Annotated in this window: 17 protein-coding genes; 4 read left to right on the top strand and 13 right to left on the bottom strand. The window is 54.7% G+C overall.

Going from position 1 to position 26024, the window contains the following annotated elements; all coding sequences use genetic code 11:
• Nucleotides 1–5: 5 nt before the first annotated feature.
• Both ACZ46D_RS04610 and ACZ46D_RS04605 read right to left on the bottom strand, forming a co-directional pair.
• Complete coding sequence (locus ACZ46D_RS04610) at nucleotides 6–5294, bottom strand: fibronectin type III domain-containing protein (protein WP_464928861.1); 5289 nt, start codon at nucleotides 5292–5294, stop codon at nucleotides 6–8.
• A gap of 309 nt (nucleotides 5295–5603) precedes the next feature.
• On the bottom strand, nucleotides 5604–6929 hold the full coding sequence (locus tag ACZ46D_RS04605; protein WP_464928860.1) for an HD-GYP domain-containing protein: 1326 nt from the start codon (nucleotides 6927–6929) through the stop codon (nucleotides 5604–5606).
• Between the two features lie 249 nt (nucleotides 6930–7178).
• Between ACZ46D_RS04605 and ACZ46D_RS04600 the strand changes: the two genes are divergently transcribed.
• Both ACZ46D_RS04600 and ACZ46D_RS04595 read left to right on the top strand, forming a co-directional pair.
• Nucleotides 7179–7613, top strand: a complete 435-nt coding sequence (locus ACZ46D_RS04600) for a DVU0772 family protein (RefSeq protein ID WP_464928859.1) — start codon at nucleotides 7179–7181, stop codon at nucleotides 7611–7613.
• Between the two features lie 209 nt (nucleotides 7614–7822).
• The gene (locus ACZ46D_RS04595) at nucleotides 7823–10294 is read left to right on the top strand and encodes an AAA family ATPase (protein ID WP_464928858.1); all 2472 of its coding nucleotides are present in this window, start codon (nucleotides 7823–7825) and stop codon (nucleotides 10292–10294) included.
• A 52-nt stretch (nucleotides 10295–10346) separates the two neighbouring features.
• On the opposite strand, the gene ACZ46D_RS04590 is transcribed toward ACZ46D_RS04595, so the two are convergent.
• From ACZ46D_RS04590 to ACZ46D_RS04540, 11 genes are all read right to left on the bottom strand, one after another.
• A complete protein-coding gene (locus tag ACZ46D_RS04590; protein ID WP_464928857.1) occupies nucleotides 10347–10775 on the bottom strand; it encodes a hypothetical protein in 429 nt (142 codons plus the stop codon).
• Nucleotides 10776–10936: 161 nt separating this feature from the next.
• A complete protein-coding gene (locus ACZ46D_RS04585) occupies nucleotides 10937–11782 on the bottom strand; it encodes a hypothetical protein (protein ID WP_464928856.1) in 846 nt (281 codons plus the stop codon).
• 87 nt (nucleotides 11783–11869) lie between these two features.
• Complete coding sequence (locus tag ACZ46D_RS04580; RefSeq protein ID WP_464928855.1) at nucleotides 11870–12295, bottom strand: hypothetical protein; 426 nt, start codon at nucleotides 12293–12295, stop codon at nucleotides 11870–11872.
• Between the two features lie 44 nt (nucleotides 12296–12339).
• On the bottom strand, nucleotides 12340–12894 hold the full coding sequence (locus ACZ46D_RS04575) for a peptidylprolyl isomerase (RefSeq protein ID WP_464929252.1): 555 nt from the start codon (nucleotides 12892–12894) through the stop codon (nucleotides 12340–12342).
• Between the two features lie 93 nt (nucleotides 12895–12987).
• Entirely contained in the window at nucleotides 12988–14577 is a 1590-nt protein-coding gene (locus ACZ46D_RS04570) for an ABC transporter ATP-binding protein (RefSeq protein WP_464928854.1), read from the bottom strand.
• An 80-nt stretch (nucleotides 14578–14657) separates the two neighbouring features.
• Nucleotides 14658–15686: an ABC transporter permease gene (locus ACZ46D_RS04565; protein WP_464928853.1), complete on the bottom strand. Its 1029-nt coding sequence runs from the start codon at nucleotides 15684–15686 to the stop codon at nucleotides 14658–14660.
• Between the two features lie 221 nt (nucleotides 15687–15907).
• Nucleotides 15908–16969 carry a microcin C ABC transporter permease YejB gene (locus tag ACZ46D_RS04560; RefSeq protein WP_464928852.1) on the bottom strand — a complete coding sequence of 354 codons (1062 nt, stop codon included), beginning with the start codon at nucleotides 16967–16969 and terminating at the stop codon, nucleotides 15908–15910.
• A gap of 1 nt (nucleotide 16970) precedes the next feature.
• A complete protein-coding gene (locus ACZ46D_RS04555; protein ID WP_464928851.1) occupies nucleotides 16971–19283 on the bottom strand; it encodes a hybrid sensor histidine kinase/response regulator in 2313 nt (770 codons plus the stop codon).
• A 13-nt stretch (nucleotides 19284–19296) separates the two neighbouring features.
• Nucleotides 19297–20136 carry a substrate-binding domain-containing protein gene (locus ACZ46D_RS04550; RefSeq protein ID WP_464928850.1) on the bottom strand — a complete coding sequence of 280 codons (840 nt, stop codon included), beginning with the start codon at nucleotides 20134–20136 and terminating at the stop codon, nucleotides 19297–19299.
• A 95-nt stretch (nucleotides 20137–20231) separates the two neighbouring features.
• Entirely contained in the window at nucleotides 20232–22031 is a 1800-nt protein-coding gene (locus ACZ46D_RS04545) for an extracellular solute-binding protein (protein ID WP_464928849.1), read from the bottom strand.
• 14 nt (nucleotides 22032–22045) lie between these two features.
• The gene (locus ACZ46D_RS04540) at nucleotides 22046–23719 is read right to left on the bottom strand and encodes a GAF domain-containing protein (protein ID WP_464928848.1); all 1674 of its coding nucleotides are present in this window, start codon (nucleotides 23717–23719) and stop codon (nucleotides 22046–22048) included.
• Between the two features lie 268 nt (nucleotides 23720–23987).
• Between ACZ46D_RS04540 and ACZ46D_RS04535 the strand changes: the two genes are divergently transcribed.
• Nucleotides 23988–25271 (top strand): 3-isopropylmalate dehydratase large subunit, encoded by a 1284-nt coding sequence (locus ACZ46D_RS04535; protein ID WP_464928847.1) that lies wholly within the window; start codon nucleotides 23988–23990, stop codon nucleotides 25269–25271.
• A gap of 36 nt (nucleotides 25272–25307) precedes the next feature.
• The gene (locus ACZ46D_RS04530) at nucleotides 25308–25823 is read left to right on the top strand and encodes a 3-isopropylmalate dehydratase small subunit (protein ID WP_464928846.1); all 516 of its coding nucleotides are present in this window, start codon (nucleotides 25308–25310) and stop codon (nucleotides 25821–25823) included.
• Nucleotides 25824–26024: the final 201 nt, after the last annotated feature.

Genomic DNA, 26024 nt, shown 5'->3' with positions numbered 1-26024 from the left:
CTTCCTTATTTGGAAGGGGTGTTGTCACCGTACTCCTTTACAGTTTTGTCCACCCAATCAAGAAATTTTTTTGTCATTTCAGTAGCATACTTATCTGTGAGATTTTTATCATAACTCCCCATTATTCCCAGTCTCTTCTTGCTAAAGGCGTTAGCAAACTTTGTTACTTCATCCTTCATCTTGTCGAATTCTGGTGCTTGAGATTTTGAAGGCGAATCGGGTTTGAGGTTATAACCCTCCTTAAACTTCGCAAGCGCTTCTTTCCGGTTGCTGGCGATGTTTGAACTACTATAATAGTCATTCAAGAGTACAGAAATGTTCAAATATTTATGAGTTAAACGCTTTTCGTTCAAACCCCATGAATCAATAGTAGCGAGTGACTGACTATCCGGGACCCTAGTCTGAAAATAGAACTCAACCTTCTTGCTAAAAGATGCGTTAGAATTATGTTTTTCCCATTCGTTGGCTTTGCCTATCGTTGCATCCAGCGCGGCTGATCCTAGGTCACCCGACCATAAACATGCCGAATAGTTACGCCCCACGTTATATCCCCAATATGTCTGATCCTCAATCTTGTTTGACAACACATCAAGGCCCACAAGGACATGATACATATTCACCACCTTACCATCCGGCATCCTTACATCATTATAGTCTGTGAATAATTGCCAATTAGACTGATCGAACGGCAAGTCATCCAAGTAAATGTTCCCTGGGGTTTTCCCTATGATATCGTCAAACGGGAGGTCTTTGTTATGAGCCATCTGCCGGAGTTTGGTTATACGTTCATCAATAACAAGAGTATTATTTTCAACCTCAATACTCTTTAATTGTTTTAGGAAAAAATCGAAGTCAGGGACAATGTTGATTGCGTCTCCTGTTATCCAACCTTCCTCCTTACTATTTATAAATTTTATTTTGTAAAAAATTAAGTCCCCGACCTTTCTTTTGCTAATGATCTCAATATCATCCACTGTGCCTTGCTGTTCTCTGATTTTTTCAGAAGCTAATAAGTTTGGCGATTTACGGAGAGTAAAAAAGGAGGGACGGGTCTGCCCCTTATGCCGAGGTAAACCTAAACCCCAAGCTTCCTTTATTGCCTTGAAAAATTCTTCAAGGTCTTTCGGCCTGACTGGAATGTAATCAAGCACCTCACCTATGCTGAGACGCTCCAGATAACTAAAAATACATAAAACTAATTGGATAACTGGTTTGTTGGTGCAAAACCAGGAGCTAATCGCATCAAGCGATGTCGGATCCACTGTCACCTTATACACCTGCATTCCCTCCGGCACGGCGCAATCCAGCTTATGGCTGAAAGTTTTGCCGAAGGTCTCGATCTTCACTTCCCCGTTTACATTTTTGAACCCTTCAAACAAAATAGGATCGGCCCACAGCTCCAACGATGCGTTCGCCTGCAGTAATGCGTGCTCAACGGTGGGTCTGAGGCGGAACGCGCCCGCCGGCGCAATGCGAACAGTCAGGTCGGTCAGGGCATCCCCTTTGTTCACTAACCGCAGCTTCTTGCCGAGGGTATCGGGATTCGCCTCCAACTCTTCCCATTGGAGATCGACTTTCGGGATATTGACCCGGACCTCCACTTCGGCCTGATCACCGTAACCGTCCTTTGAACGTATCCGCACCAGGAACCGGTGCAGTTCGTGAATACAATCCTGGGCAGAAAGCGAAAGACAGTACTGCCTGATCTCCCCGGGCGGCAGATGGACCGGTCTGTCTTCCGAACCTTCGCCCACGAACCCGACAAGCAATTCTTTATCATCCGGCGGCAGGCACTCCAGAACTACCGCCAAGGGATGGTCGGAGTTGTTCCGCACTGTGACGGGCATGACCTGGCCGTATTCGCGGGGGATGGTCACGCCGTAACGCGGTCTCTCAAAGGAAAGACCTTTTTGCAGGGTGAAGAATCGCGTTTCGCTCCAGGCCTTTCCGTCTCCCGCTCTGAATTCATACGGCACCCCCTGATCCAGGCCTTCAAGAACAACCCGGTGCTCCTTGCCCTCCTGGCCTTCGCTCTTCCCCCACTTCTTCTCCCCGGACTTCCGGTATTCCACCCAGGTCGCTGCAGAAAGGGGACTGAACCAGGTTATCACCGCCCTGCTGCCAGTAATAACCTTCCCGTTTTCCGGCCAGAGATCGAAGACCTCAGACATCCTAAAGGTTACAGAGTCCTGGGTCTCCTGGCCATCCTTGGAACAGGCGGTTGTTTTTATCGTATGTTCTCCTGGGGCAAGGGACTTCCAGGCCAATTCAGCTTCGATATTTGGCAGATCGCGTTTAGCCAGCAAACGGCCGTCGAGATACAATTTCATCGTCTTCACGGGCTTTCCAGGCCCGGAGCTGGCCTGGGCAAAGACTTTCCCCGGGGCTGAGACAATATCCCCGTTCTGAGGAAAAACGACACGGCAGCTCATACCTAAAAGCGTTACATCGGTGAGATCGAGAAACATGCTCTCGGTTCCCACGGCGCCCCTGTCGTCCGTAACCCGCAAGCGAGGGGAATAGAGCTTGCCTTCTTTGTAGATATGTTCCACCAGGCCCGGCTCTACTTTCTTGAACCTGCCGTTCCCTTCAAAATCCAACTCATATTGTGTGATAGTACGTTTGTTCGCCGGCCCCCCCGACACATTGAAGAGTACTTTCCGGTTGTCCTCGAAGATACGCTCAAGCGTAAAGGCAGGTTCAGGCGGCATATCTCCATCCGAGGCATAGATAAAATAGCACTCTTTCGACCAGTCGCCTGGATTCGTGCCCTGGATTGTGAAGCGCAGAGTGGCGGGTGCATCCAGCGTAAGTGCGCTTTGCAGGGGCTGTCCGCTGTAATTCCATGAATTAAAGAGCTCTCTGCCGTCCGGACCGGTGATGATCAATCTTGCCGGAACAGGAATTTTTGCGCCTATCGTTACCGCTCCCGGCGCAGTTACCGGCAGCATGAACGATTTAATGCCGTCCGGGATTAAGGCGTCGAGCTTTATCCCGCTGTTCAGGTTCAGCACGAGCTTATTTTTTGCCTGTAGTACGCTTTCCGGTTTAACCCGGCTGAGATCAAAACGAAAACCGTAGCTGGCGGGGGAGTAGTCATTGGGGCTGGTCCCAAGTACTCGCAAGGTATGATAGCCGCAATTTAGGACTGGGTATTCACGGTCAAGATTTTGCCCCGCGTAGTTCCAGGAGTTGAAGATCTCCTTGCCCTGGGGATCGCTGACAATAAAATAAAGGGGGAGCGGAAAAGTGCGGGTAGATTGGATCAGCAGCCCGGGGTGGTCCACATAAAACCGGTAATAATCGATATCGCCCGGTCCTTCGATGGCTGCGGCAACTTCCTGGCCGATATGTATCTCTGCGGCGGTCTCAAGGGAATTATTCCCTTTGTACCCTTCGTATTCGTCGTTAGGATAAAAGAAAACCCCGAGGAAAAAACTGCCCTGGCTCTGTTGCGACGGGTCTGTCCCTGAAACTTCGATACAATATTCGCCGCTCTCATGGATGGCAATATCCGGGGCAAGCGACTGCCCCGCGTAGTTCCAGGAGGAATAAAGCTCTTTTCCTTTGTTGGTCAACACCCTGAGCCTTGAAGGACAACCGGGAAGCTGGAAGCGGATCTTTACGAAGCCGGTCCTGTCGACGTTGAAACTATAAAGATTGTATTTCCCGCTGGGAAAGATGGTCCCGCCGAACCTTTTCCCTAGCCGCACCGGCTTGGGCGGCGATGTTTCCGGCGCAAATTCTCCCGGACTGCTTTCCGTGCCGACAAAGTCTATCTTGAGATGAGCTGGGGCAAGGGTGTAATCGCCCGGGTTGGCTCCTGAAAGCGCGATGCGGTAAAGTCCGGGTGTATATACCGGGCATGAGGCGTCGATTGGCTGACCGGCGTAATTCCAGGTAGTTACGATCTCCTCTGCCAGGGTGTTCAGTATTCGGATGCGTGCAGGGATAACGCAGTCCGTTAATCTCACCCGCAGCATGCCCGGTCTCTTTACCGTGACCATGAAATAGTTGACATCAGCCTGGGGGAATATGAACGGCCTGAGGATCTCACCGAATTCCACGGGCAGGGCCGACTCGAAGGTTGTATTCGGTTGATACGGATCGATGATGGGTTGGTACTCAACGATGAGTGCACTGAACACCTCAGGGACGTCCCTGATTTCCCCGCTAATCCCTAGCAACAGCTCCCCGGCCCCGGACTGGACTGTTCTTTCTGCCGGCTGATTGGCATAGTTCCAGGTGTCGGCCAGTTGGTGGAGGTCTTTATCCAATAGCCGCAGAAACGTAGTGTATGGATTTGGCCCGACCTTTACGTGCACGTTGCCGGGATGAGGGAGTAGTATCTTGAAAAATCGGTCTTTTCTTTCGCAGGGTATCTGCACCTGCATTGCTTTATCCAGTGGAACTTCGGCTGGTTGTGCTTCCTCGATTCCTTTGATTACAGCCTCGCCTTTCGTTACTTTTCGGCAAACGACCACCGTTTCACATTTCTTCTCCGAACGTAGGCTTCCGGTGGCGTAACCAGTAGCATATCCCTCGATGTCGACCGCAACCACAAAGTTACGACTGATAAACTGCTGCTCCTTGGCTTGTCCCTGGCTAAAAGGGGCCCGGTCGATATCCGTAAAAACGCAGGTGTCCGTGCCGTCTTTTTCAGCCACTATGACAGCACCCAGCCCCTCAAGCAACCGCACCTTGCTCTTTTTCACTTTGACGCCGCTGTCCGTTTTCACCTTTACCGTGATCTTTGCGGGGTCAGGGACAGGGTTGAGATCCACGTCCAGAGTATGGACAGTATCTTTTTTAATTGTCAGCCGCCCCTGCTTTGGCTGGCACAGAGACGCATTTACATGATATTCATATTCCCCCACCGGGATAATGCCGGTCGAATAATTGCCGTCCCAGTCAGTCCAAAAGCGGAACTCTTCGGCACCTGTCTCTTCCGGCTGGACGGCCGTAAGCTTTATTTCGGCATCCGGCAAAGATAAAACCAACCCTGAGAGGTGGACATTCCCCTTGAGCCCACCGGTCGCGAAGCCTTGCAGGATAAAGCCAAGGTTCTTGCTTTTGCGGTCGATCTTGATTTTTTTTCGCAGCGGGAAAAAATCGGCGGCTTCTATGCCAAGGTCATAATCGCCGGGCTCAAGCCCGAGGAAAAGGGCTTCCCCGGCCAGGTCCGTATTGGCGAAACGCGACCCCAGCCATACAGGTATCCCGGCCAGTGGTTTGTTTTCTTCATTGCAGAGGCTGATTATGAAAGGCCAGTCGATCGTCTTGGTTGTTTTCATTTCCCATCCTTCAGGACAAGCGCATATTTTTTTAGCCAGAACGCGGAACACTCCCCATATTCATTGTTACCCAGGACTCATTTTATCTGAAATCGGTCGGAAATAGTGGAGAAAAAATCGTATCTGGCTGTCAGGCAGGTGCCACAGGGAAAAAGGGGGAGGGCGGATTTATTTTTATATAATTTGGGAGAAAATAGTTCTGCCCCCATTTTTACAACTACCTGATCAGCGGCGGGGAAGGGTAGGGGGCTGAAATGAATGCGGGGAGATGCCCCTAACATTCCCGCAGATGCGGGGTTTTGTGATCGGTTACCTATTGACCGGACATCTGTCATCCGCTTCCAGGTAGTTGTCGAGCAATCGACAATCCTCCAGAAACTGCCTGTGGCTTTGGTCGGCGCCGGTTTGGGCCTCATAGCGCTTGTCGTTGATCTCCTCGATATTTTCATAGGCCAGGGCGACAAAATCCTCATCGAGCTTGTGGTAGACCGCCATATCCCGCATGATTCGATCAGTGCTTGAAGCGCTGATGCCGCAACGATACGGTCGGTCCTCCATCAAGGCGGTAAAGGTGTCGGCAACGGCAAGAATCCGGGCGCCCTCTGGTATTTCGTCGGCCATCTTTCTGTATGGATATCCGGTTCCGTCCAATCGTTCGTGGTGCAATGACCCCCATTGGCCGATATCCTCAAAGCCTTCAATGCCGCGGAGAATTTCCGCGGAATAATAGGGATGCTTGTAGATAATTGCTAAATCCTCGCTGGTGAGTCCCTGACGTTTCTCAAGAATTTCCACGGGGACTACCAGCTTGCCGATATCGTGCAGCAGCCCTGCGATTTTCATCCTGTCCGGATCATCTTTTTTGAAACCGCTGTGGCTGGCCAGGGCAACTGCAACGGCGGCCACCCCGCTTGAATGGGTGGCGGTGAAACGACTCCTGAAATCGATGACTCTTCTGAACATTTCCGCCAGGTCCAGGATTTCGCTGCGGTCAAGATCCATTCCTCCCAAGGGGAAACGCTCCTGGAGAATCGTGCTGACCGAGGGGGAGACCAGGTCGAGCCAGAAGACTTCCTTGGCGGCCACTTCCTGGAAGGCTTGGACCTGCTCGGGCACAAACATTTCCCCGGCTTCCGCTGTGATCCGCTGGACAATCTCCGTCTTCTGACTCAAGATCTCGCGGCTCGAATCGAGCTGCACCGCAATTCGGTCCGAGAGGTGAATGAGATGACTGAGCAGAGGGACCGCTTCTCCCCGGTCCATCATGCCTTGGCCGTTTTGCCAGTATACATGGTGGAAGCGGATGAGTTGGGCCAGATCCGCAAACGGCGCGAATCCCGCCAACAAGGAATATCCCGGCAGGGTGTGTCGATCCGGATTTGCCACTTCGAATTCGAATGCTTCCAGCCGGGTCCTGATCGACAGCCCGCCGATATCATGCACCGCCGCGGCCAGGGTAAGCCGCCTCAGGCTGTGCTCGTCCAGGCCGAGCGTTTTGCCGATGGTGACGGCGATAAAAGAGACCTTTTTGTGATGGTCAACCAGCACCCGGTTGATCAAGTCGGTGGCGGCGGTAAGGCTGCTGAGCAGGGGATATAACTCTATATGGGTCTTTTGAGCCGCTTGTGGTTGCATGGTTTTCGATTTCCTGGCGAACTGCGAATTCATGGGTCAGCGAGGCAGGCTTGCCCTTCGATAATTATTGTTATCCATTTTGGCTGAATCTGTAAACCCTGTTGAGCCAATGGGCGAAACTCTTATCTCCGCCACACTCCACTAACTTAAAAGCCCTTGACCCAAGTCAAGGCGGATTGGGGCCGCCGTACTCTATGGTGGAAACAACGGATTGTTTATCGATGTCCCAACCATAGGAGACGTGCGAGCATGATGAATGCGGAAGAGCTTTGCCACCAGGAACAGCTGTTGGAATCCATCGACTGGCTGATGACCCCGGAAAAGGCAGTGGACATGTATCTCGAATGGGGCGCGGGCTGGACCCGGGGCCACGACTTCGTCAGCTCCATCCATGACGAGTCGGTCTATTTCGTCTTGTTCGACTGGGAGACGCCGCCCCAGGTGACTCTTATCCGCCGGAACATGGGCGGCGCCGAGGAACTGGCCAAGGTGGAGGTGCCTGCCGGGCTTTTCGAGGCGGCGATTCAGGAGGACGGGCGGTTGCCGGGCGGTACTGTCCATCGGCTGAACCAGCCGCTGGAAGAATGGCTGCGGGCCAGGCTCGTGGCTTTGCGCCGGGAATGCCGGCCCGTCCCGGATTTAGATGGATGCGCCTCGACAGCTCCAGCGGTTATCACGGTGTAACCTGTTGATTTTAGAGATGGGGGGATGATCGCCCCCGGCTGCTGCCGCATCTCCGGGGCAGGGGTGGCGTTGCGATCTTGCGGAACTTGTTGACGCCCGCGCTCTTTTTTCCCTAGAGTAAGGAAAACATCCGTTTTATTTTGCTGCCGCACTTCCTCTCCGAAGGCGGCAGCAAAATAATGCCGGCAAATCCTTGAGGGAGAAAGCTCTTGCCACGTTCCAGACCCCCTGAAAATCAACTCCAGCAGTTTGAGGCCATCCGCAGGAAACTGAAAAAAATGGTTCTCGATCAGGACGAGGCCATCGACGAGGTGGTGGACGCCTTCATCCACATGGCCTTCCGCCCGCCCAAGGAGGCGCCGCCCAAGGCGATCTTCACCTTCCTGGGCCCGCCGGGTGTGGGCAAGATCTATCTGGCCCGGGTTCTCTGCTCCATGCTCGAGGAGTATAAGGGCTTCAAACACTTTGACCTGGAACGCTACAGCGATCCGGACAGCGGCGATCAGCTTCTGGCCCCACAGATGATGGGGCAGGAAATCCAGGAAGGCGAGCTGATCCGCTTTCTTCGCGCCACCCCCTGCGCCATCATCCTCTTCGAGTCCATTGAAATGGCGAGCAACCAGCTGCAGATGGCGCTGCTGGACCTGATCACCAAAGAGGAGCCGGACAGCGGCATCAACTGCCGGGAGGTGATCTTCATCTTCACCTCCACCCTGGGCAGCGCTCTTTACCAGGGCAAGGAATTCCTGGCCACCTTCCACCGCAGCAAGGCTAGGGCCCAAGGCCTGATCATGGATGCCATCGCCAAGGAAAAGAAAGTGGCGGGCGAAGTCATCCAGGAGGCGATCACCCCCAAACTTCTCGCCACCCTGGCCCAGAACTATATCATCCTCTTCAACCGGCTGGGCATCAACGCCATGGTCCGTATCGGCACCGATTCCCTGTTGCAGCTGGCCGGGCATTTCCGGGAAAAAGGCATTGCCCTTGATTTTCCGGAACTCAAAGGGTTGGTTACCCTCCTGGTGCTTTCTCTGGGCCCGGCGATTACCGCGAAAAAAGTGAAGCAGAAGCTGCCCGACGAGGTGCTTTTCAAGATCACCCGCAGCCTGCGGCAATTGCCCTTCCCTCCGGCCCGGATCATCTTCAAAACGACCCAAAAGGCCGACGCCTCGCTCCATAGGCTCTTGGAGGCCGGCGAGCAGATCCTGCCCCTGCTCTACAAGAACAACCGAACCGTGGAGCTGACCTGGAAGGAGTACCAGCAGGGGAAAAACCTCATCTTCAGTCTGGTCAAGGCGGACACCCGGGCACTGCCCACCAGCAAGGGGCTGTTGCGTGGCGAACGGCCGGCCATTGAATTTTCCGAGGTCGGCTTTGAGAACATTGCCGGCAACCGCCAGAGCAAAACCACACTGAAGCAGATCATCAATACCCTGAAAAATCCTGAGCTGGTGAAGAAATTTTCCATCAGCATGCCCAAGGGCATGTTGCTCTACGGGCCGCCCGGGGTCGGCAAAACCCTGCTGGGCAAGGCCTTCGCCAAGGAGTCCGGCCGACCCTATATCTATGTCTCCCGCACCGAGCTGTTTGACTCCGAGTACATCCGGCTGGTGTATCTCAAGGCACGGGAATACGCGCCCAGCATCGTTTTTCTGGACGGCATCGACATCAAGGCCCTGATAGAAGGGGCGCTGACCAGTGTGCCTGCCGACCAGCTTGCCTTGGAGATCGACGCGCTTTCCCATGATCCGGAGGAGTCGGTGTTCACCGTGGTCTCGGCGGTGAGCCGAGAAGAGGTGCCCCCCCTGCTCATCGAGCCTGAACGCATCGACACCTTTGTCGAAGTGCCGGAGCTGGACCGGGAGGCACGGCGCTTCTTCATCGAGCAGATCCTCAAAAAGCCCAATGACGGCAAGATCGATGTGGATAAGGTGGTGCGCTACATCTCCGGCATGAACGGCTACGAGCTGCAGCGCATCGGCAAGGAGGCTTCCCTCCATGCCATCCGCCACGGCCTAACCTGCATCAGCGAAGAGATCCTCCTCGAGCAGATCAACATCATCAAGTATGGCTCCAAACTTGAGAAGAAGCATATCCGCAACCTGGAGGAAGACCTGCGCATGACCGCCTTCCACGAGGCCGGACATGCGGTGCTCTCCTACCTGCTGCTGCCGAACACCAAGATCGAGCAGGTGACCATTGCCCCGCGGTTGCGGGTTCTGGGTTTTATCTCGTACAGCTTCGAAGATTTCCCCAGCAACCTCTCGAAAGAGGAGGTGTTCAACAACATCTGCGTGCTCATGGCGGGCAGAACGGCAAGCATGAAAAAATTCGGCGCCAAGGGCATGGACACCGGGGCGGCCAGCGACCTTGAGGAGGGGACGCACCAGGCCTACATCGCCATCGCCAACCTGGGCATGGACGAAGAGCTGGGTTTTGTCCATACCGATACCCTGAGCCGCAACGTGAACAAACAGCTATTCCGGGGGGTGGTGGAAAGCCGGGTCCGCATCTGGATAGACAAGGCCACGAAAAAGGCAGCAGAAATGGTGGAGGCCAACTGGCAGCAGATAGACACCCTGGCCAACATCCTGATCCGCCAAGAGATCGTTGATGGCGGGGAGCTTGAGAAGATCGTGCAAAAAAAGAGGGGCGCGGAGGGGGGGCAGAAGATTGGGTGACTGGCCCTGCGGCGGTAATAATTATTACGGGAAGTTTCCATCCTTCCCGTAATTACAAATAATTAGTTAATGAATGAATTAATTTCTGATTGAAATTATCTTGAAGAGATAAACACATGTTTGCCCCTTCATGCAGGTAGTCATCAATGCCGTCCATGTAACTGCTGTTATTAATGGGACTCGGGCAGCTCAAGCTATTATAGGTTATGATAATTGGAATTTTTTGATTTACGGAATCTTTCCTGATGAATCTTATGCCATTCAAAATAAAATTTTGTTTTTTTGCAATGGCTTGAAGCGTGTCTTGAACAGAGAGACTTTCGTTAATTATTATCAAGAGATATTTTGTGGATCTTATAATATTTAATCCCTTAACAAGATAGGGGATAATCTCACATTCCTGTTTGAACTTTTTCTCAATAGTGCGCTTGATTAAGGCATTCTCAGGTATTTCTTCAACAATAACTACTTTGTCAGCCATAATATCTCCAATTTCCATCTGTCTGCCTTATATTTCAAGGCCTGCCCCAGAGTTTTCTAGTTTTGTAGATAATAAGGAGGGGAGGGGTGGGGCCTGTCTGAAATGAATATGGGGAGTGCCCCATTTTTTTCTAATATGGCGAGTAATCCACTTTCTTCTTTTTACATACGTTGGGAAATTTTGAAAGTCTTTATTTCTGATCGAACATCATCCTCGCTTTGAAGGTGAAGTCGGTTGATATGCCTAGCCCACCTGTTTAGTAAGTTCAGCCGGAAGTTAAAAGCCATGATCGTTCTCGCCTTTGTGAAAGCAACGAGTTCATCGCCCTCGACAAAAAAACGCAGCCTGAAAAATAGGTTCTCGTAGGAGACGAACAGGCCGAATAAGTAGAGAAACGGAAGGAAAGCAAGAGACATAAGTGGTGGCACGACAAAGTCCTTTAATGTGCTGAACGATGCGAACGTGTCAAAATGCTTTATGCCTTGATAGGTGGCCACCACTACCAGGATAAACCCCATGACTGCTAAAATCCAATTAAGAAAAGCCTTAACTTGTTTATACTCTGGCTTGGATTCAGAAACCGCCCAAAGCCCTCCGAAAAAGGCTGTTGCTGGCACCATGGCTAGCTCGACGGGGAGGCTGAAGACGTAGAAGTTGATCAAAAAGTCGAACAGCATAATCAGCCTAAGTTGATCAAGAACAGCCTTTACGAAATAGTGTTCATCTTCTGCAACCGAATTCACTCGGCCCAATGCCACGAGAGCTACGGATACGGTCCAAAATATGGTCGTCGTCGCATTTGAACTGGTCCAAAGCCCAAAATAATGCAGACCTATGACAATTCCTGCAATGTATAGAAGCATGAGCATGACGGAGAGGACGATTTTATGCGCCATTGCTGATCGAACAACAGCCCCTAAGCTGCTTCTTATTGATGGCTTGAGTAGGCAGCAGGCAATGAGAACAAAAAGCCAGAGCAAAAGAGCTTGCTCTCGTTCATTGGGCATCAGTGTGTTCCTCTAATGGCCTTCGGGGTATAATGCTCGGAACAAAAAGGGGCGATGGTTGGTGAAAGAAATAAAAATATCGGGCAACTATCTGCCTAAGCCGATTTTCTCCTCCCGCGCCCGGAGGCACTTGCGGCTGTTATCATCGAATTCCGTGCAGGTTTTCAGGACAAAGGCTTCCTGTTGGGGATAAAAGGTGCACTTGCTTTTGTAGTCGCAGGTGTTGCTGAACGAATCCCAATACTGGCACTCTTCGACACATTCCAGGTCGCCATAACTGTAGGTGGTTTTTTCAAAGAGGCATTTTTGGGTAAAATCGTCCCAGTACTGACACTCGCGCACTGCTATGGGCTGGCCAAGACCAGAAGCTCCGGTCTGTTTTCCTTCGCAGATCACGGTAAGATCCCGGTCGCGGAAAACCTCTCCTTTTTTGAGCCGTATCTCTCTGGCCCCGATGGTGTTAGGAAGGGAAACAAGGAAAACAGCCAACAGGATCAGTAGGCGCAGATTCATATTCGTCTCCTTTTTATATGGGCAGCAAAGAAAGCGGGAATAGCTTATTGCTCCAGTTGGCCACAGTTTACAATTGTCACTTTTGTCTTTGGCCGACCGCTGCGCGACCCCATCTCTTCAATCTTCCTTACCACATCGAGGCCTTCAACCACCTTGCCGAAGACCACATGCTTGCCGTCGAGCCAGGGCGTTTTGACGGTGGTTATGAAAAACTGTGAACCGTTGGTGTTTGGTCCGGCATTGGCCATGGACAGCATCCCCGGTTCCACATGCTTGCGGATGAAATTCTCGTCGGCAAAGGTGCGGCCATAGATGGATTTGCCGCCCGTGCCATCGGCGTTGGTGATATCGCCGCCCTGGAGCATAAACTCGGGGATAATGCGGTGGAAGATGCTGCCCTTGAAGCCGAAGCCCTTTTCATGGGTGGCCAGCTGCCGGAAATTCTCCGCTGTTTTCGGCACCACATCGGCAAACAGCTCCATCACGATTCGCCCGGCTTTTTCATCGCCGATGGTGACATCAAAAAATACCTTGGGATTGGCCGCGGCCGCTGATTTTTTCGGCGCGGCTAACCCTCCAGCCAGAAACAGACATGCCATTACCACCCCGCCAATGAACAGTTTTTTCCCGTATTCTTTCACTTCTTTCTCCTTGTGTAATTGTTCCCCGACTTTCATTCCATGTAAAATGACTCAGACCGGAGCCAGGTCAAAGGCCGCGGAAAAGAGTTTTTTGGTGTAGGGGTGAGAGGGGCTGGCAAAGAGTTGCGCCGCAGGGCCGGACTCGACAATACGGCCATTCTGCATCACCGCCACCTCATCGGCCATGGCCTTGATCACCCGCAAATCGTGGGAGATGAAGAAGTAGGTAATGTTGTGCCTGGCCTGCAGGTTTTTGAGCAGCTCGATGATCTGGGCCTGGATGGTCATATCCAGGGCGCTGGTGGGTTCGTCCAGCACCAGGAAGCGGGGTTTGAGGACCACGGCCCTGGCAATGGCGATGCGCTGCCGTTGCCCCCCGGAAAACTCGTGGGGATAGCGCTCGATCATCTCCGGCTCAAGGCCGACCTCGATCAGCGCCTCGGCCACCCGTTTCTTGCGCTCCTCCCGGTTGCCTAAGCCATGCACGTTTAAGCCCTCGCCCACGATCTGGCCCACGTTGAGCCTCGGCGACAGGGAGGAGAAGGGGTCCTGAAATACCACCTGCAAATCGCGGCGCAGGGGGCGCCACTGGCTGTTGGACAGGGTCAGCAGGTCGCGGCCCTCGTAAAGCAGGGTCCCCCGGCTGTTGACCAGTTTGAGCAGGCACATGCCCAGGGTGCTTTTCCCGGAGCCTGATTCGCCGACCACCCCGAAGGTGGTGCCCTGCCGGATGGTGAGGCTCACCTCGTCCACCGCCTTGATGGTGTTCACCGTGCGCCTGAAAAAACCGGCCTTGATGGGGAAGTGGCAGGAGAGGTTGGTGGCGGTCAGGAGCGGGGGCGGGTTGTCCTTGGGGGTAGGGGCCTCATGGGGCACGCTGTTCAGGAGATGGATGGTGTAGGGATTTTGCGGGTTGCGGAACACCTCGGCGGTGGGGCCGCTTTCCACAATTTTTCCCTCATGCATGATGTGGACCTGCGCCGCGATCTTTTCCACCATGTTGAGATCGTGGGTGATGAGCAGCAACGCCATGCCCAGCTCCTGCTGGATCTCCTTGATCAGGGCCAGGATCTGCGCCTGGATGGTGACATCCAGCGCCGTGGTCGGCTCGTCGGCGATCAAGAGGTCCGGGCGGCAGGCCAGGGCCATGGCGATCATCACCCGCTGGCGCTGGCCACCGGACAACTGGTGGGGGAAGCTGTTCAGCCGTTGGGCCGCGTCGGGAATCCCGCAACGCTCCAGGAGATTTTCAGCCTTTACCGCTGCCTCTTTTTTACCAAGACCCTGATGCAGGATCAGCGGCTCGATGAGCTGGGCGCCGATGGAGTAGACCGGATTGAGCGAGGTCATGGGCTCTTGGAAGATCATGGCGATGCGGTTGCCGCGAATCTGGCGCAACCGATTTTCCGGGCAGGAGACCAGATCTTCTCCATTGAAGAGAATTTCCCCCTCGATCTTGGCCGCATCTTTTTCCAGCAGCCTCAGGATGGAAAGGGCGGTCACCGATTTTCCGGATCCGGATTCGCCCACCAGGGCCGCGGTTTCTCCGGGGGCAATGGAGAAGGAGACCTTGTCCAGCACCGGAGCAAAGCCGCGGTCCGAGTAAAAACCGGCGGAGAGATTTTTCAGCTCAAGCAGCATGGGGTATTCCTGGCATGGTACGCCTTGTAACTTTTTGTTTTAAGCCACCCCCTCCCCCGTCAAGGGGGAGGGGGAATACATCAAACCTTTCGCGGATCGAAGGTTTCCCGCAACGCTTCCCCGATGAAGATCAGCAGGACCAGGGTGCCGACCAGCACCCCGAAGGTGGTCAGGGAAAGCCACCACGCTTCGATGTTATTCTTGCCCTGGGCTAGCAGTTCCCCGAGGCTCGGGGTAGGGGGCGGCACGCCCAACCCCAGGAAATCGAGGCTGGTGAGGGCCAGAATCGAACCGCTCAACCGGAAGGGCAGGAAGGTGATCACCGGGGTCATCCCGTTGGGGAGCAGGTGGCGGAACATGATGGTGATGTTGCCCACGCCCAGCGCCTTGGCCGCCTTGACATAATCGAGGTTGCGGCCCTTGAGGAACTCGGCCCGCACGTAATCGGCCAGCCCCATCCAGCCGAAGATCGAAAGCAGGATCAGGAGCAGCAGCACGCTGGGTTTGAAGATTGAGGCAAAGATGATCAGCAGGTACAGCTCAGGCATGGCGCTCCAGATCTCGATGAAGCGCTGCATGAACAGGTCGGTGCGCCCGCCGAGATAGCCCTGTATTGCTCCGGTGATGATACCGATGACCGTGCCGATAATGGTGAGAATAAAGGCAAAGATGGCCGAGAGGCGAAAGCCGTAGAGCAGCCGGGCCAGGACATCGCGGCCCCGGTCATCGGTGCCCAGATAATTGGTGCTATCGGGCGGGGAGGGGACCGGTTGCTTGAGCTGGAGGTTGATGGAGGCGTAGCTGTGGGGGTTGGGCGGGAAAAAGGCAAGGTTCCCGCCGCTGGTGAGCCTTTGTTTGATAAAGGGGTCCTGGTAATCGGTCTCGGTCTCAAACTCCCCGCCAAAGGTGGTTTCCGGGTACTCCCTGAGCAGGGGAAAATAGAATCTCCCCTGGTAGGAGACCAGCAGCGGCTTGTCGTTGCTGAGGAGTTCCGCGCCCAGGCTGAGGAGAAAGCAAATGGAAAAGAGGATGAGGCTGTAATAGCCCCGCTTGTTGGCCTTGAATCGCCGCCAGCGTCGGGAGGAGAGTTTCTGTGGTTTCGGGTTCATGGGTAACTATTCAGCATAGATTTTTATTGTGTCATAAAGTTCTCCCGCCCCTTGCGGGAGGGGGTCAGGGGGTGGGGGTGAGTAGCGGCAGCGGCGTTGCCAGATCTGATTCAATCGGCAGCTTCACCCACCCCTCAATCCCCTCCCGTCAAGGGAGGGGAGGCAATTACAGGAAACAAGCCGTTTCCCCGGTGAATATGCGGGCTGGTTACGGTCCATGTTCACCGGGACTCCACACTCTCAAAACTGATGCGCGGGTCCACCACCACATAGCTCAGGTCCGACAACAGCCGGGAGATCAGGCCGATGATGGTGAAGAAATATAAGGTGCCCAGCACCACCGGATAATCACGATTGAGGATGGATTCGTAGGCCAGCAACCCCATACCGTCCAGGGAGAAGATGGTTTCAATGAGCAGGCTGCCGGTGAAAAAGGCGGTAATGAAGGAGCCGGGGAAGCCGGTGATGATGGGGATGATGGCGTTGCGGAACACATGCCGGTAGAGTACCTGCTTCTCGCTCAACCCCTTGGCCCTGGCGGTGAGCACGTATTGCTTACGTATCTCTTCGAGAAAGGAGTTTTTGGTCAGCAGGGTCATGACGGCCAGGCTGCCTACGGTGGAAGAGAGCACGGGCAGGACCATGTGCCAAAGGTAATCCGCCACCTTGGCCGCCAGCCCCATCTCAGCCCAGTTGTCGGAAACCAGGCCGCGCAGGGGGAAGATGCTGAAGAAACTCCCGCCGCCAAAGAGGACGATGAGCGCGATGGCCAGGACGAAGCCGGGGATGGCGTAGCCGATGAGGATGGCTGTGGTGGTGAGGACATCGAAGCGGGAACCCTCCCGCATGGCCTTGGCAATGCCGAGCGGGATGCAGACCCCGTAGACGAGGAGAAAAGACCATAACCCCAGGGACATGGAAACGGGCAGTTTGGAGATGACCAGGGCTACCACGCTGTTGTGGTGGTAATAGCTCTGGCCGAAATCAAAGACCAGATAGTTTTTCATCATGGTCAGGAAGCGCTCCGCCGGAGGCTTGTCAAAGCCGTACAGCTTGGTGAGCTGCGCCACCCGCTCCTCGTCGAGCCCCTTGTTGCCTTGGTAGAGGTCCATGCTGCGGCTGGCGCGAACCTCGCCGCCTGCGCGGTCCGAACCCTGCAACTGGGCGAGCATCCGTTCCACCGGTCCGCCCGGCACAAACTGGGTGACGGCAAAGGTGACCAACATGATCCCGAAGATGGTGGGGATCATGAGCAGGAGGCGTCTTACAATATAGGCCGCCATCTCACGCCGAAGTATTTAATTGGGCAAGGGTTTCATCGATTATGGCGAAGAGCTCTTGCATGCGAAAGGGCTTGGCCAGGTAGTTGTCCATGCCCGCGTTGAGGCACTCTTCCTTATAACCCGGCATGACATGGGCGGTAACGGCAATGATCGGCACATGGGTGCCGGTATTTTTTTCAAGTTCCCGGATGGTGGTCGTTGCCTCAAAGCCGTTCATCCCAGGCATCTGCACATCCATCAGGACGAGGTCGATTTCGTCGCTCTGGTAGACGGCAACGGCCTCCTTGCCATCGGGGGTCACCAGTACATTATGGCCATGCATCTCGAGCATGAGGCGCAACAGCTTCTGGTTTACCGGATTATCTTCCGCAACAAGAATATTCATGGCTTTCCCCCTGCTGTGTTGATCCGTTGTCCCATTTGCGACTCTTGCCGTGCTTACCTCTAAGGCTACGGGATCTGTCTCTTCCTTGGCCACCGGCAGATCCAGATCCACAAAAAAGGTGCTGCCCTTACCCGGCTCGCTTTTCATGCCGATTTTTCCATGCATGAGTTCGATGAGCTGCAGGGAAAGGGTCAAGCCAATCCCGAGACCGCCTGTCTTTCTGGTGGCATAAGAATCAAACTGCTTGAATGACTCAAACATAGCCCCTTGCTGTTCGAGGGGAATGCCGCATCCCGTGTCAACGACCTCAAAGCGGAGATGGATGATGTGCTGGTCGTTTATGGCCTTGAGGCCAAGAGGACGGACCCGCAAGGAGATCTCTCCATGTTCCGTGAATTTAATGGCGTTGTCCAGCAGATTTTCCAGGACCTGGAAGATCCGGGCTTCGTCTCCTACCACTGTGGTGGGAACCGCCTCCGGTTCCGTATAGAGGAGCGTGATCCCCTTGGCCTTGGCAGCGGGTTCGTATTTTTTCTTCAGCCTGCCCAGGATACCGTAGAGATCAAAGGGGGCTGGGGCAAGGTGCATGGTGCCGTTTTCCAGGCGGGAAAAATCGAGAATGCCATTGATGAGCTGGAGCAGGTTTTGGCCGGCTTCCTTGATGGCTGCCAGTTCTGGCGGCAGTTTGCCGGACAGGTTGTTATCCGCCAGCAGCTCGGACATGCCGAGTATAGCGTTGAGCGGGGTTCGCAGTTCGTGGCTGATCTTGGACAGAAATTCCGTCTTGTGCTGGTCGGCAAGTTCGGCGTTCAGCCGGGCGGAGGCTTCCGCTGCCAGAATCTGTTTTTCCCGGTTCATGGCGATCCCGAGTTTTTCCGCCATGGTGTTGAAGGACTCGGCCAGGTCGCCTATTTCATCATTACCCCCGGCAACCCGCTGGGCAAAATCCCCTTTGGCCATGGCGATACTAGCCTGGGCAAGTTTCTGGATCGGAGAAGTGATGGACTGGGCGAGGAAAAAAGTGGAGATGCCCGCCAGGAGCAGAAGACCAAGAAAAAGAAGGATGGAAAAGTTCCGAAACAGTATGGGCACTGCGGTGTATTGCGGGGAAGTTAGCCCCGATATCGCCAGCCAGGGGGTGTCCGGGATCAGGGTGACGGCAAAATAGCAATCCTCACCATTAAGCATGGTGTGATAAATCTGTCCACGGGGCTCTGCTGCGGCTTTGGCGAAAAGCTGACCAAGATTCTGATTGGTTATAACCAGATTTTTCATGATGTTTTTGGGCTCGGGGTCGCCCAGGATCCTGCCGTCAGGGGCCACAACCCGGCAGAACCCGCTTTTTTGGGAAACACAACTGCCGGCAGGGGTAATTACCTGGGCCAAAGGCGTTTGTCCAAGGATCAGGCCGAGGAACTGGTCGCCAAAATAGTCTATCCTGGCGTAGGCAAACTGCAATACTTGGGTTTGCGAAACAGGGTCCAGAACAACATCGCCGAGAATTGCCTGATTCGGGGCGGCGAGGGCTGCCCCGAACACCTTCTGGCCGAGGAGATTTTCAGAGGCTTCGCTGGCATGGCCATTGACCAGGCGAAACGCCTGGTTCCCCTCCTTGTCCACATAGCTGAGAACCGGGAACTGCTCCTGATAACGGGCCAGGTGTTTGGTCAAAAGGAGTTCCTGATATTTCTGGGCATACAGGGCTATTTCCCTGGCCTCGGCGATTTCCTTGATGGTTGCCTTATGCTGGGCAATGTTTGTAGCGATCTTCGTGGCTGTTGACGAAGAAATAACCCGCAGCATATTATCTTGGGATTCGTTGTACAGCCGGAGCATGAAAAAATAGCTGGCCAGAGAAATAACGCCGGAGGCGAAGATAATCAGGGCAAGCTGGCTGATGAATATTTTTTTGAATATGGAGATGCGCATTGGTCAGATAGTCTCACTCAACAGGGATGGCGCCATTTTCCAGCATGAGCTTTCTCGCGGCCGGGCTTGAGAGAAAATCAAGAAAATCCTGGGCCTGCGGGGAGAGGGTCTCTTTCCACACCAGGGCAAAGGGGGTGACAAGCTGGTATTTTTTCTGCCGGACATTGGCGGCGGATGGGGTCACATCCTGTACCCGTAGCAGCCTAAGTCCGGTGCCGAGCGCTGCGGGCAGAGGCAGATAACCGATGGTGTTTGGCGACACCAGCAGGGTCTGCACGGCCTCGGGGGTGGAAAACACCGTTGCCCCGGCAGGGACGGAAATCTCTTTGAAGCCCGGGATGAGATTGCCGAGCACGGTGCGGGAAGAATCTCCCTCCTCCCTGCTCATCACATAAATCTTGCCCACCCCGCCCAGGGTATCCCACTGCTGGATCTTGCCGGAATAGATCCCGACTATCTGTTCCTGGGAAAGGTTTTCCACCCCGGCAACCCCGGGATTGACCGCAAAAACAATGGGTGCCTGGGCAAAGATTTTGGACTTGAGGCCCTGACCGCTCTCTTTTTCCGTTAATGGGCGGGCCACCCTGGCAATCTCGTTTTTCCCGGTGATGACGGATCTGATGCCGCCGCCGCTCCCGATGCTTTCCGGAATCTCCACGGTGATTCCGGGGCGTTTCTTGGTGTAGAGCTGGGCGAGCTTGTGCAGAAGAATCTGGCTGTCACCGGTGCCTGGGATCACGAGAATCCTGGAATTCTCGGAAGGTTTCTGTTCCTCGGGCTGCCGGGCCTGGGCAGAAAAAGAAAAAAAGACAAATAGCGCAAGGAGCGCAAAGAGGATATTTTTTTTCTTCATGGAATGAAAATCAAGGCCCTACAAGGAGTGAATTACAATAAAAGCCCTTTTTTTCATTTTACCCCACCACTGCTCAATACGCTTTTAAAAAATGGCTATTGCCGGGGCCGGTTTTCCTGCCTCAACCACCAGGTCATCAGAGCCTGGGAAGGCGAGTAATACAGGGGCAGGGTTTCGGGCCTGGCGAAGATGGTGCGATAGGCGACCCGGTGTTGGGCCAGATACCAGTTGGGCACCACATAATAGCCGTACCAGAGAACCCGGTCCAAGGCCTTGCAGGCGGCGGTGAGTTCTTCCTGGGTTTGGGCGTAGATGATCCGGTCCACCAGTTGGTCCACCGCCGGATTCTTGATGCCGATAAGGTTCCGGGAACCCTTGCGGTCCGCTGCGGCCGAATACCAGTAATTGCGCTGCTCATTGCCCGGAGATTGGGCCTGGCCAAAGACATTGACCGTCATGTCGAAATCAAAGTTGTCCATGCGCCGGATGTACAGAGCCGGGTCGATGACCCGCGAATGCGCCAGCACCCCCAGCTTTTTCAGGTTGTTGATGTAGGGCTCCATCACCCGCTCAAAACCCGCGCCGACCAGGAGGATTTCAAACTCCAGCGCTTGGCCGGTGCTGTTGGTGAGCACCCCGTTTTTCACGGTCCAGCCTGCCTGGGTGAGGATTTTTTTTGCCTGGAGCAGGTTGCTCCGCAGGCTGGCCGGAGGCTGGGTGCTGAAGGGGGAGGGCGGTGTGGTAAATATCTCCGGGGGCAGGGTGGTGCGGAACGGTTCAAGATAGGAAAGCTCAAGGCCTGCGGGCAGCCCCTGGGCCCGCATGGTCGAGTTGCTGAAAAAGCTGTCGCAGCGGGTATATTGGCCAAAAAAGAGGGCTTGGTTGGTCCATTCGAAATCAAAGGCAAGGGATAGGGCCTTACGGACCAGACGGTCCTTGAAAACCGGCCTGCGCAGGTTGAAGACAAATGCCTGCATCCCGGCGTTATTCTTGTGGGGCAGGGTCTCCTTGGCAAGTTCGCCGCGCTTGAACTTGGGGCCGTCCAAATCGCGGGCCCACTGCTTGGCGATATTGACCGGCATGAAATCGAATTCCCCGGCCTTGAAGGCCTCCACCGCCACGATCTGATCCTTGAAGTATTTGTAGGTGATGGTATCGAAGTTGAACATCCCGCGCCGCACATTGAGATCCCTGGCCCAGTACTGGGGATTGCGGACATAGGTGATGGATTTGCCAGGGATGACCTCCTTGATCAGATAGGGGCCGGAGCCGACAGGGGGCGTCATGTCCGGAGCGTCAAAGGGGTGGGTGGTATAGAATTTTTGGGAGAATACCGGCAGCTGACTGGCGATCATGTGCAGTTCGCGGTTACGCTGGGCAAAATGGAACCGGACCCGGTGCTGGTCAAGAACCTCGGCGGAGGTGATGTCCTGAAAATAGATCTGGTACGAAGGGCTTGCCGCCGGACTTTTGAGGGTTTCCAGGGAAAACTTCACATCCTCCGGGGTGATGGGTGCACCGTCGGAAAAACGGGCCTCTTCATGGATGGTGAAGGTGACGGATAACTTGTCTTCCGCCAGCACGATATCCTTGGCGATCAGACCGTAGGAGGCGAACGGTTCATCCAGACTCGGCACGGCAAGGGTTTCGAAGACCAACTCGTCCAAGCCGGCCGGGGCTGTGCCCTTGAGGGTAAAGGGGTTGAGCTTGTCATAGCTGCCCAAATCGTGGAGCACCAGTTGACCGCCTTTCCGCGCCTTGTCGGAGGCATAGTCGAACTTGCGAAAATCCTGGGGGTATTTCACCTTGCCGTCGATGCTGATTCCTTGGGCGCCAAGGGCGGAAGCGGGCAGGGCAATGACCAGGGCCAACAGGGCGGAGAAGAAAATTTTCATTTGAAAAAGGGTGCTCAATGGTTTGACTGGATGCATAAAACACCAACCATGACATTGGCCAGCATATTGGCCAGGATGGCCAGGACATTCATGTCGTGGGTGGTGAAATTGTCGTCGCTTTTGTTCAGTGCTTCCACCGCGCCGATGCACTCCCCGTTCACATGCAGAGGCACGGCAAGGATGGAGCGGGTTACGAAATCGATATTCTTGTCCATGCCGCTGTCAAAACGGGCGTCGACGCTGACATTGCTCACCCGCGCCGGCTGGCCGTTGCGATAGACCCAGCCGGAAAGCCCTTTGTCCATGGCAATCCCCTTGCCGTAGACCACATTTTTCTTGGGACCGGTGGGCAGGGCAACCAGCATCTCTTTTTCGTCAAGATCCGCGATGAGGATCGAGCTCGCTTCGCAGTCGAGGATTTCATTGGCCATTTCCAACACCACCCCCAGAATCCACGGGCCTTTACAGATATTCTGCAAGAGGATGGCGGCCTGGAGCAGGAAATGCAATTCTCGGGGAGAAAGCGATTCATACAGGGAATCGGGGAGCATCTGGGCCAGCAACCCCTTGGCCAGCGATTTCGGCTCCACCGCCTGCATCTCCATGAGGATATCGCCCAGGCAGCGTCCTTCCTGGGCTCGGGCTGAGAACCAGGGCAGCAGGTGTTCACGGAGCAGGGCATTGAAGCTTTTGGCGGAATTGTTTTTTTGCCCGGCCAGGGTCTGTTGCCGGGCCAGGGCGCTGGTGATCTGTTCGTTGGAGGCCAGCCCCAGGTCGGTGAGGATATCGCCCAGTCGCCGCCACTGGGAACGGACATCCATGAGATGACCGGAAAGATTGGCAGTGATGTTTTCCTGATACGGGTTTCTGCCGTCACCGAAAAACCTGGTCAGGTAACGGTCCATGCGGCCAAGATTTCCAAGGGTCGGCACGACAAACTGCTCGTAAAAGGCAATGGTGCCGTCTTTGATTTCCTGCACGGTCTTGTAGACCTTGGTCCCTTTTTTAGCCAGATCCTCACGGTTTTCAAACTCATAAACCTCCTCAAACTCGGCAAACAGGTCGTCGATCCGCTGGACATAGTCGATGTCCGCCATCTGCGCGACCAGATCGGCGGTGGCCACCATCTGCGCCATGGCCTTGAGCCGACTGTCCTTAAACAGGGCGGCGAGATCCGGTATTTTGGTGTAATCGGTGATGGAGATTATCCGGGCAACCGCCTCCACCTCATCCGGCGGCCACTGCTTGCTGGTCAGGTATTCCCGGGCAATCTCCATGCTTCGCCCGACATGGACCAAGGTGAATTTGCCGCCCAGACCCGCATGGTCGCCCTTGTCCTTGATGTAGCCGGTGTCATGGAAAAGGCCTGCGGCCATGCCAATTTGAAAATATTTCTCGTCCAGGGACTGCGCCTGCTCCACCTTGTTCCAGCCGGAGAGCATGCGGGCGGCGGCAAGGCAGACATCCAGGGCATGACTGAAATTATGATAGGTGACGGCGCAGGCTTCGTGGCTCGGCCAGCGACCGGCGTACAGATCGGCCACATCGGAAAAAAGCGCGGCAAGGCGGGGGGGGACTTCGCCATACTCATCGCGGGAAATGGCGAGAATCAGCTCTATAGTCTGCTGGCTATCGGCTTGGGAAGCAGGCAACTGCTGGTCAGGTTTACTGGTCTTTTTTCGTGGCATATGCCTGCTGTATCCTGAAAAGAATTTCGACCGTTTGCTAGCAAAATATCCGGGTTCGAAGCATGATATACAGCCAGGCAACTCCGGTCAAACGCAAAGTACGAAAAAACAGGGTTTCCTTGAGATTTCCGATATTTTTTAGGGCGGGATTTGTCATTTATCGTGGCTAAGGGATGCTGGTATGTGGTAAAAAACTTTTTTACCGTGGGCGCAATCCCCGCCAAAAAAATACTTCTGATAAATCCCCCTGCACGGAGGCTCATAAACAATGGGTAAAACCATAACTGAAAAGATTTTCGCCGCGCATCTGCGTGACACTCCCACCGCTGAAAATGTCATCCTAGATATCGACGTGGTCATGTGCCACGAAATCACCACCCCCATAGCGATCACCGATCTTGAGGCCCGTGGCATGGATCGGGTCTTTGATACCACCAAGATCAAGGCGGTCATCGATCATGTCACGCCTTCCAAGGATTCGAAAACCGCCACCCAGGGTAAAATCCTCCGCGACTGGGCGCGGCGCCACAAGATCCAGGATTTTTTCGACATCGGCGCCAACGGGGTTTGCCATGCGCTCTTCCCGGAAAAGGGCTTTGTCCGCCCCGGCTACACGGTGATCATGGGTGATTCGCACACCTGCACCCACGGGGCCTTCGGCGCCTTTGCCGCAGGCGTCGGCACCACCGATCTGGAGGTGGGGATATTGAAGGGGGTCTGCTCCTTCCGCACCCCGGAAACCATGCGGATCACCATCACCGGCACTTTGCAGGACGGCGTCTCGGCCAAGGACGTGATCCTCTTTATCATCAAAGAACTGACGGTGAACGGGGCCACTGACAAGATCATGGAATTTGTCGGCCCGGTGGTGGAATCCATGAGCATGGAAGCGCGGATGACCCTGTGCAATATGGCCATCGAGGCCGGGGCCACCTGCGGCATCTGCCTGCCCGACCGGATGACCGCCAAATACCTCTGGCCGTTTATCAAGGATCAGTACGAATCCATTGATCTGGCGGTGCAGGATTTCAGCAAATGGCATTCCGACCCCGATGCCGAATACGTTAAGGAGATGAGCCTGGACGTGTCCAAGCTGGTGCCCCAGGTGACCTTCGGCTACAAGCCCGACGAGGTGAAAGACGTCACCGAGATGGAGGGTACTCCGGTGGATCAGGTGTACATCGGTTCCTGCACCAATGGCCGCATCGAGGATTTGCGCTCCGCGGCCCGGATCCTCAAAGGGAAAAAGATCGCCGCCAATGTGCGCGGCATCCTTTCTCCGGCCACGCCCAAGGTGTATTCCCAGGCCATGGAAGAAGGGCTCATCGCCATCTTCATGGAGGCGGGTTTTTGCGTGACCAACCCCACCTGCGGCGCCTGCCTGGGCATGAGCAACGGGGTTCTGGCCGAAGGCGAGATCTGCGCCTCCACCACCAACCGGAATTTCAACGGCCGGATGGGCAAGGGCGGCATCGTTCACCTGATGAGTCCGCTCACCGCTGCGGCCACTGCGGTGCAGGGCCATATCACCGACCCGCGAAAGCTCCTCTAAGGGCAACCAATTCCAACTTCAATGGAGTGAATAATAATGAAAGAGTTTGGCGGCAAAGCGCTGTTTCTTGACAGAAACGATATCAATACCGACGAGATCATCCCGGCCAAGTACCTGACCGAAAACACCAAAATGGCCCTGCAGCCCTATATCCTCGAAGATCTCAAGCTCGGGGGCTTTGACCCGCGCAAGGACATCGAGGGCAAAGGGGTTATCACCACCCGGGCCAATTTCGGCTGCGGCTCCTCCCGGGAGCATGCGGTCTGGGTCTTTGAGGTCAACGACATCAACGTGGTCATCGCCGAAAGCTTTGCCCGCATCTTCCGGCAGAACATGTACAATTGCGGCATGCTGGCCATCGAGTTGCCGAAAAAGGACATCGAGACCCTCTTTAGCCTTGGTGAGGCGGCGGAGATTACCGTGGATCTGGCCGGTTGCACGCTCACTGCCAAGGGCAGCAAGAAGGTAGTTATCTCCTTTAACCTGAACGAGTTCGACAAAAATCTCGTGGAAGCAGGCGGTTGGCTCGCCTATGCGGATAAAAACTATTAGGTTTTATTGGGGATGATTGCCCCTCAAATGCCGGTATGGGGCAGTGCCCTGTACCGGCATTTTTGTTCGTTATTGACTCCCCCTCCCTCGACGGGAGGGGGCTGGGGGGTGGGTGAAGCTGCAACCTGCCGGGTTCATGGCTGATTCCCCCTCACCCTAACCCTCCCCCGCCAGGTAAGCGCAGACTCCGGGGGGGAGGGA

Source organism: Thiovibrio sp. Mzg5, assembly GCF_055379285.1.
This window is presented reverse-complemented; position numbering and strand designations above follow the sequence as displayed.

What these genes read in the sequence shown, in the direction of transcription:
- ACZ46D_RS04610 (WP_464928861.1), bottom strand. Translation starts at nt 5,294, where the DNA reads ATGAAAACAACCAAGACGATCGACTGGCCTTTCATAATCAGCCTCTGC.
- ACZ46D_RS04605 (WP_464928860.1), bottom strand. Translation starts at nt 6,929, where the DNA reads ATGCAACCACAAGCGGCTCAAAAGACCCATATAGAGTTATATCCCCTG.
- ACZ46D_RS04600 (WP_464928859.1), top strand. Translation starts at nt 7,179, where the DNA reads ATGATGAATGCGGAAGAGCTTTGCCACCAGGAACAGCTGTTGGAATCC.
- ACZ46D_RS04590 (WP_464928857.1), bottom strand. Translation starts at nt 10,775, where the DNA reads ATGGCTGACAAAGTAGTTATTGTTGAAGAAATACCTGAGAATGCCTTA.
- ACZ46D_RS04585 (WP_464928856.1), bottom strand. Translation starts at nt 11,782, where the DNA reads ATGCCCAATGAACGAGAGCAAGCTCTTTTGCTCTGGCTTTTTGTTCTC.
- ACZ46D_RS04580 (WP_464928855.1), bottom strand. Translation starts at nt 12,295, where the DNA reads ATGAATCTGCGCCTACTGATCCTGTTGGCTGTTTTCCTTGTTTCCCTT.
- ACZ46D_RS04575 (WP_464929252.1), bottom strand. Translation starts at nt 12,894, where the DNA reads ATGGCATGTCTGTTTCTGGCTGGAGGGTTAGCCGCGCCGAAAAAATCA.
- ACZ46D_RS04570 (WP_464928854.1), bottom strand. Translation starts at nt 14,577, where the DNA reads ATGCTGCTTGAGCTGAAAAATCTCTCCGCCGGTTTTTACTCGGACCGC.
- ACZ46D_RS04565 (WP_464928853.1), bottom strand. Translation starts at nt 15,686, where the DNA reads ATGAACCCGAAACCACAGAAACTCTCCTCCCGACGCTGGCGGCGATTC.
- ACZ46D_RS04560 (WP_464928852.1), bottom strand. Translation starts at nt 16,969, where the DNA reads ATGGCGGCCTATATTGTAAGACGCCTCCTGCTCATGATCCCCACCATC.
- ACZ46D_RS04555 (WP_464928851.1), bottom strand. Translation starts at nt 19,283, where the DNA reads ATGCGCATCTCCATATTCAAAAAAATATTCATCAGCCAGCTTGCCCTG.
- ACZ46D_RS04550 (WP_464928850.1), bottom strand. Translation starts at nt 20,136, where the DNA reads ATGAAGAAAAAAAATATCCTCTTTGCGCTCCTTGCGCTATTTGTCTTT.
- ACZ46D_RS04545 (WP_464928849.1), bottom strand. Translation starts at nt 22,031, where the DNA reads ATGAAAATTTTCTTCTCCGCCCTGTTGGCCCTGGTCATTGCCCTGCCC.
- ACZ46D_RS04540 (WP_464928848.1), bottom strand. Translation starts at nt 23,719, where the DNA reads ATGCCACGAAAAAAGACCAGTAAACCTGACCAGCAGTTGCCTGCTTCC.
- ACZ46D_RS04535 (WP_464928847.1), top strand. Translation starts at nt 23,988, where the DNA reads ATGGGTAAAACCATAACTGAAAAGATTTTCGCCGCGCATCTGCGTGAC.
- ACZ46D_RS04530 (WP_464928846.1), top strand. Translation starts at nt 25,308, where the DNA reads ATGAAAGAGTTTGGCGGCAAAGCGCTGTTTCTTGACAGAAACGATATC.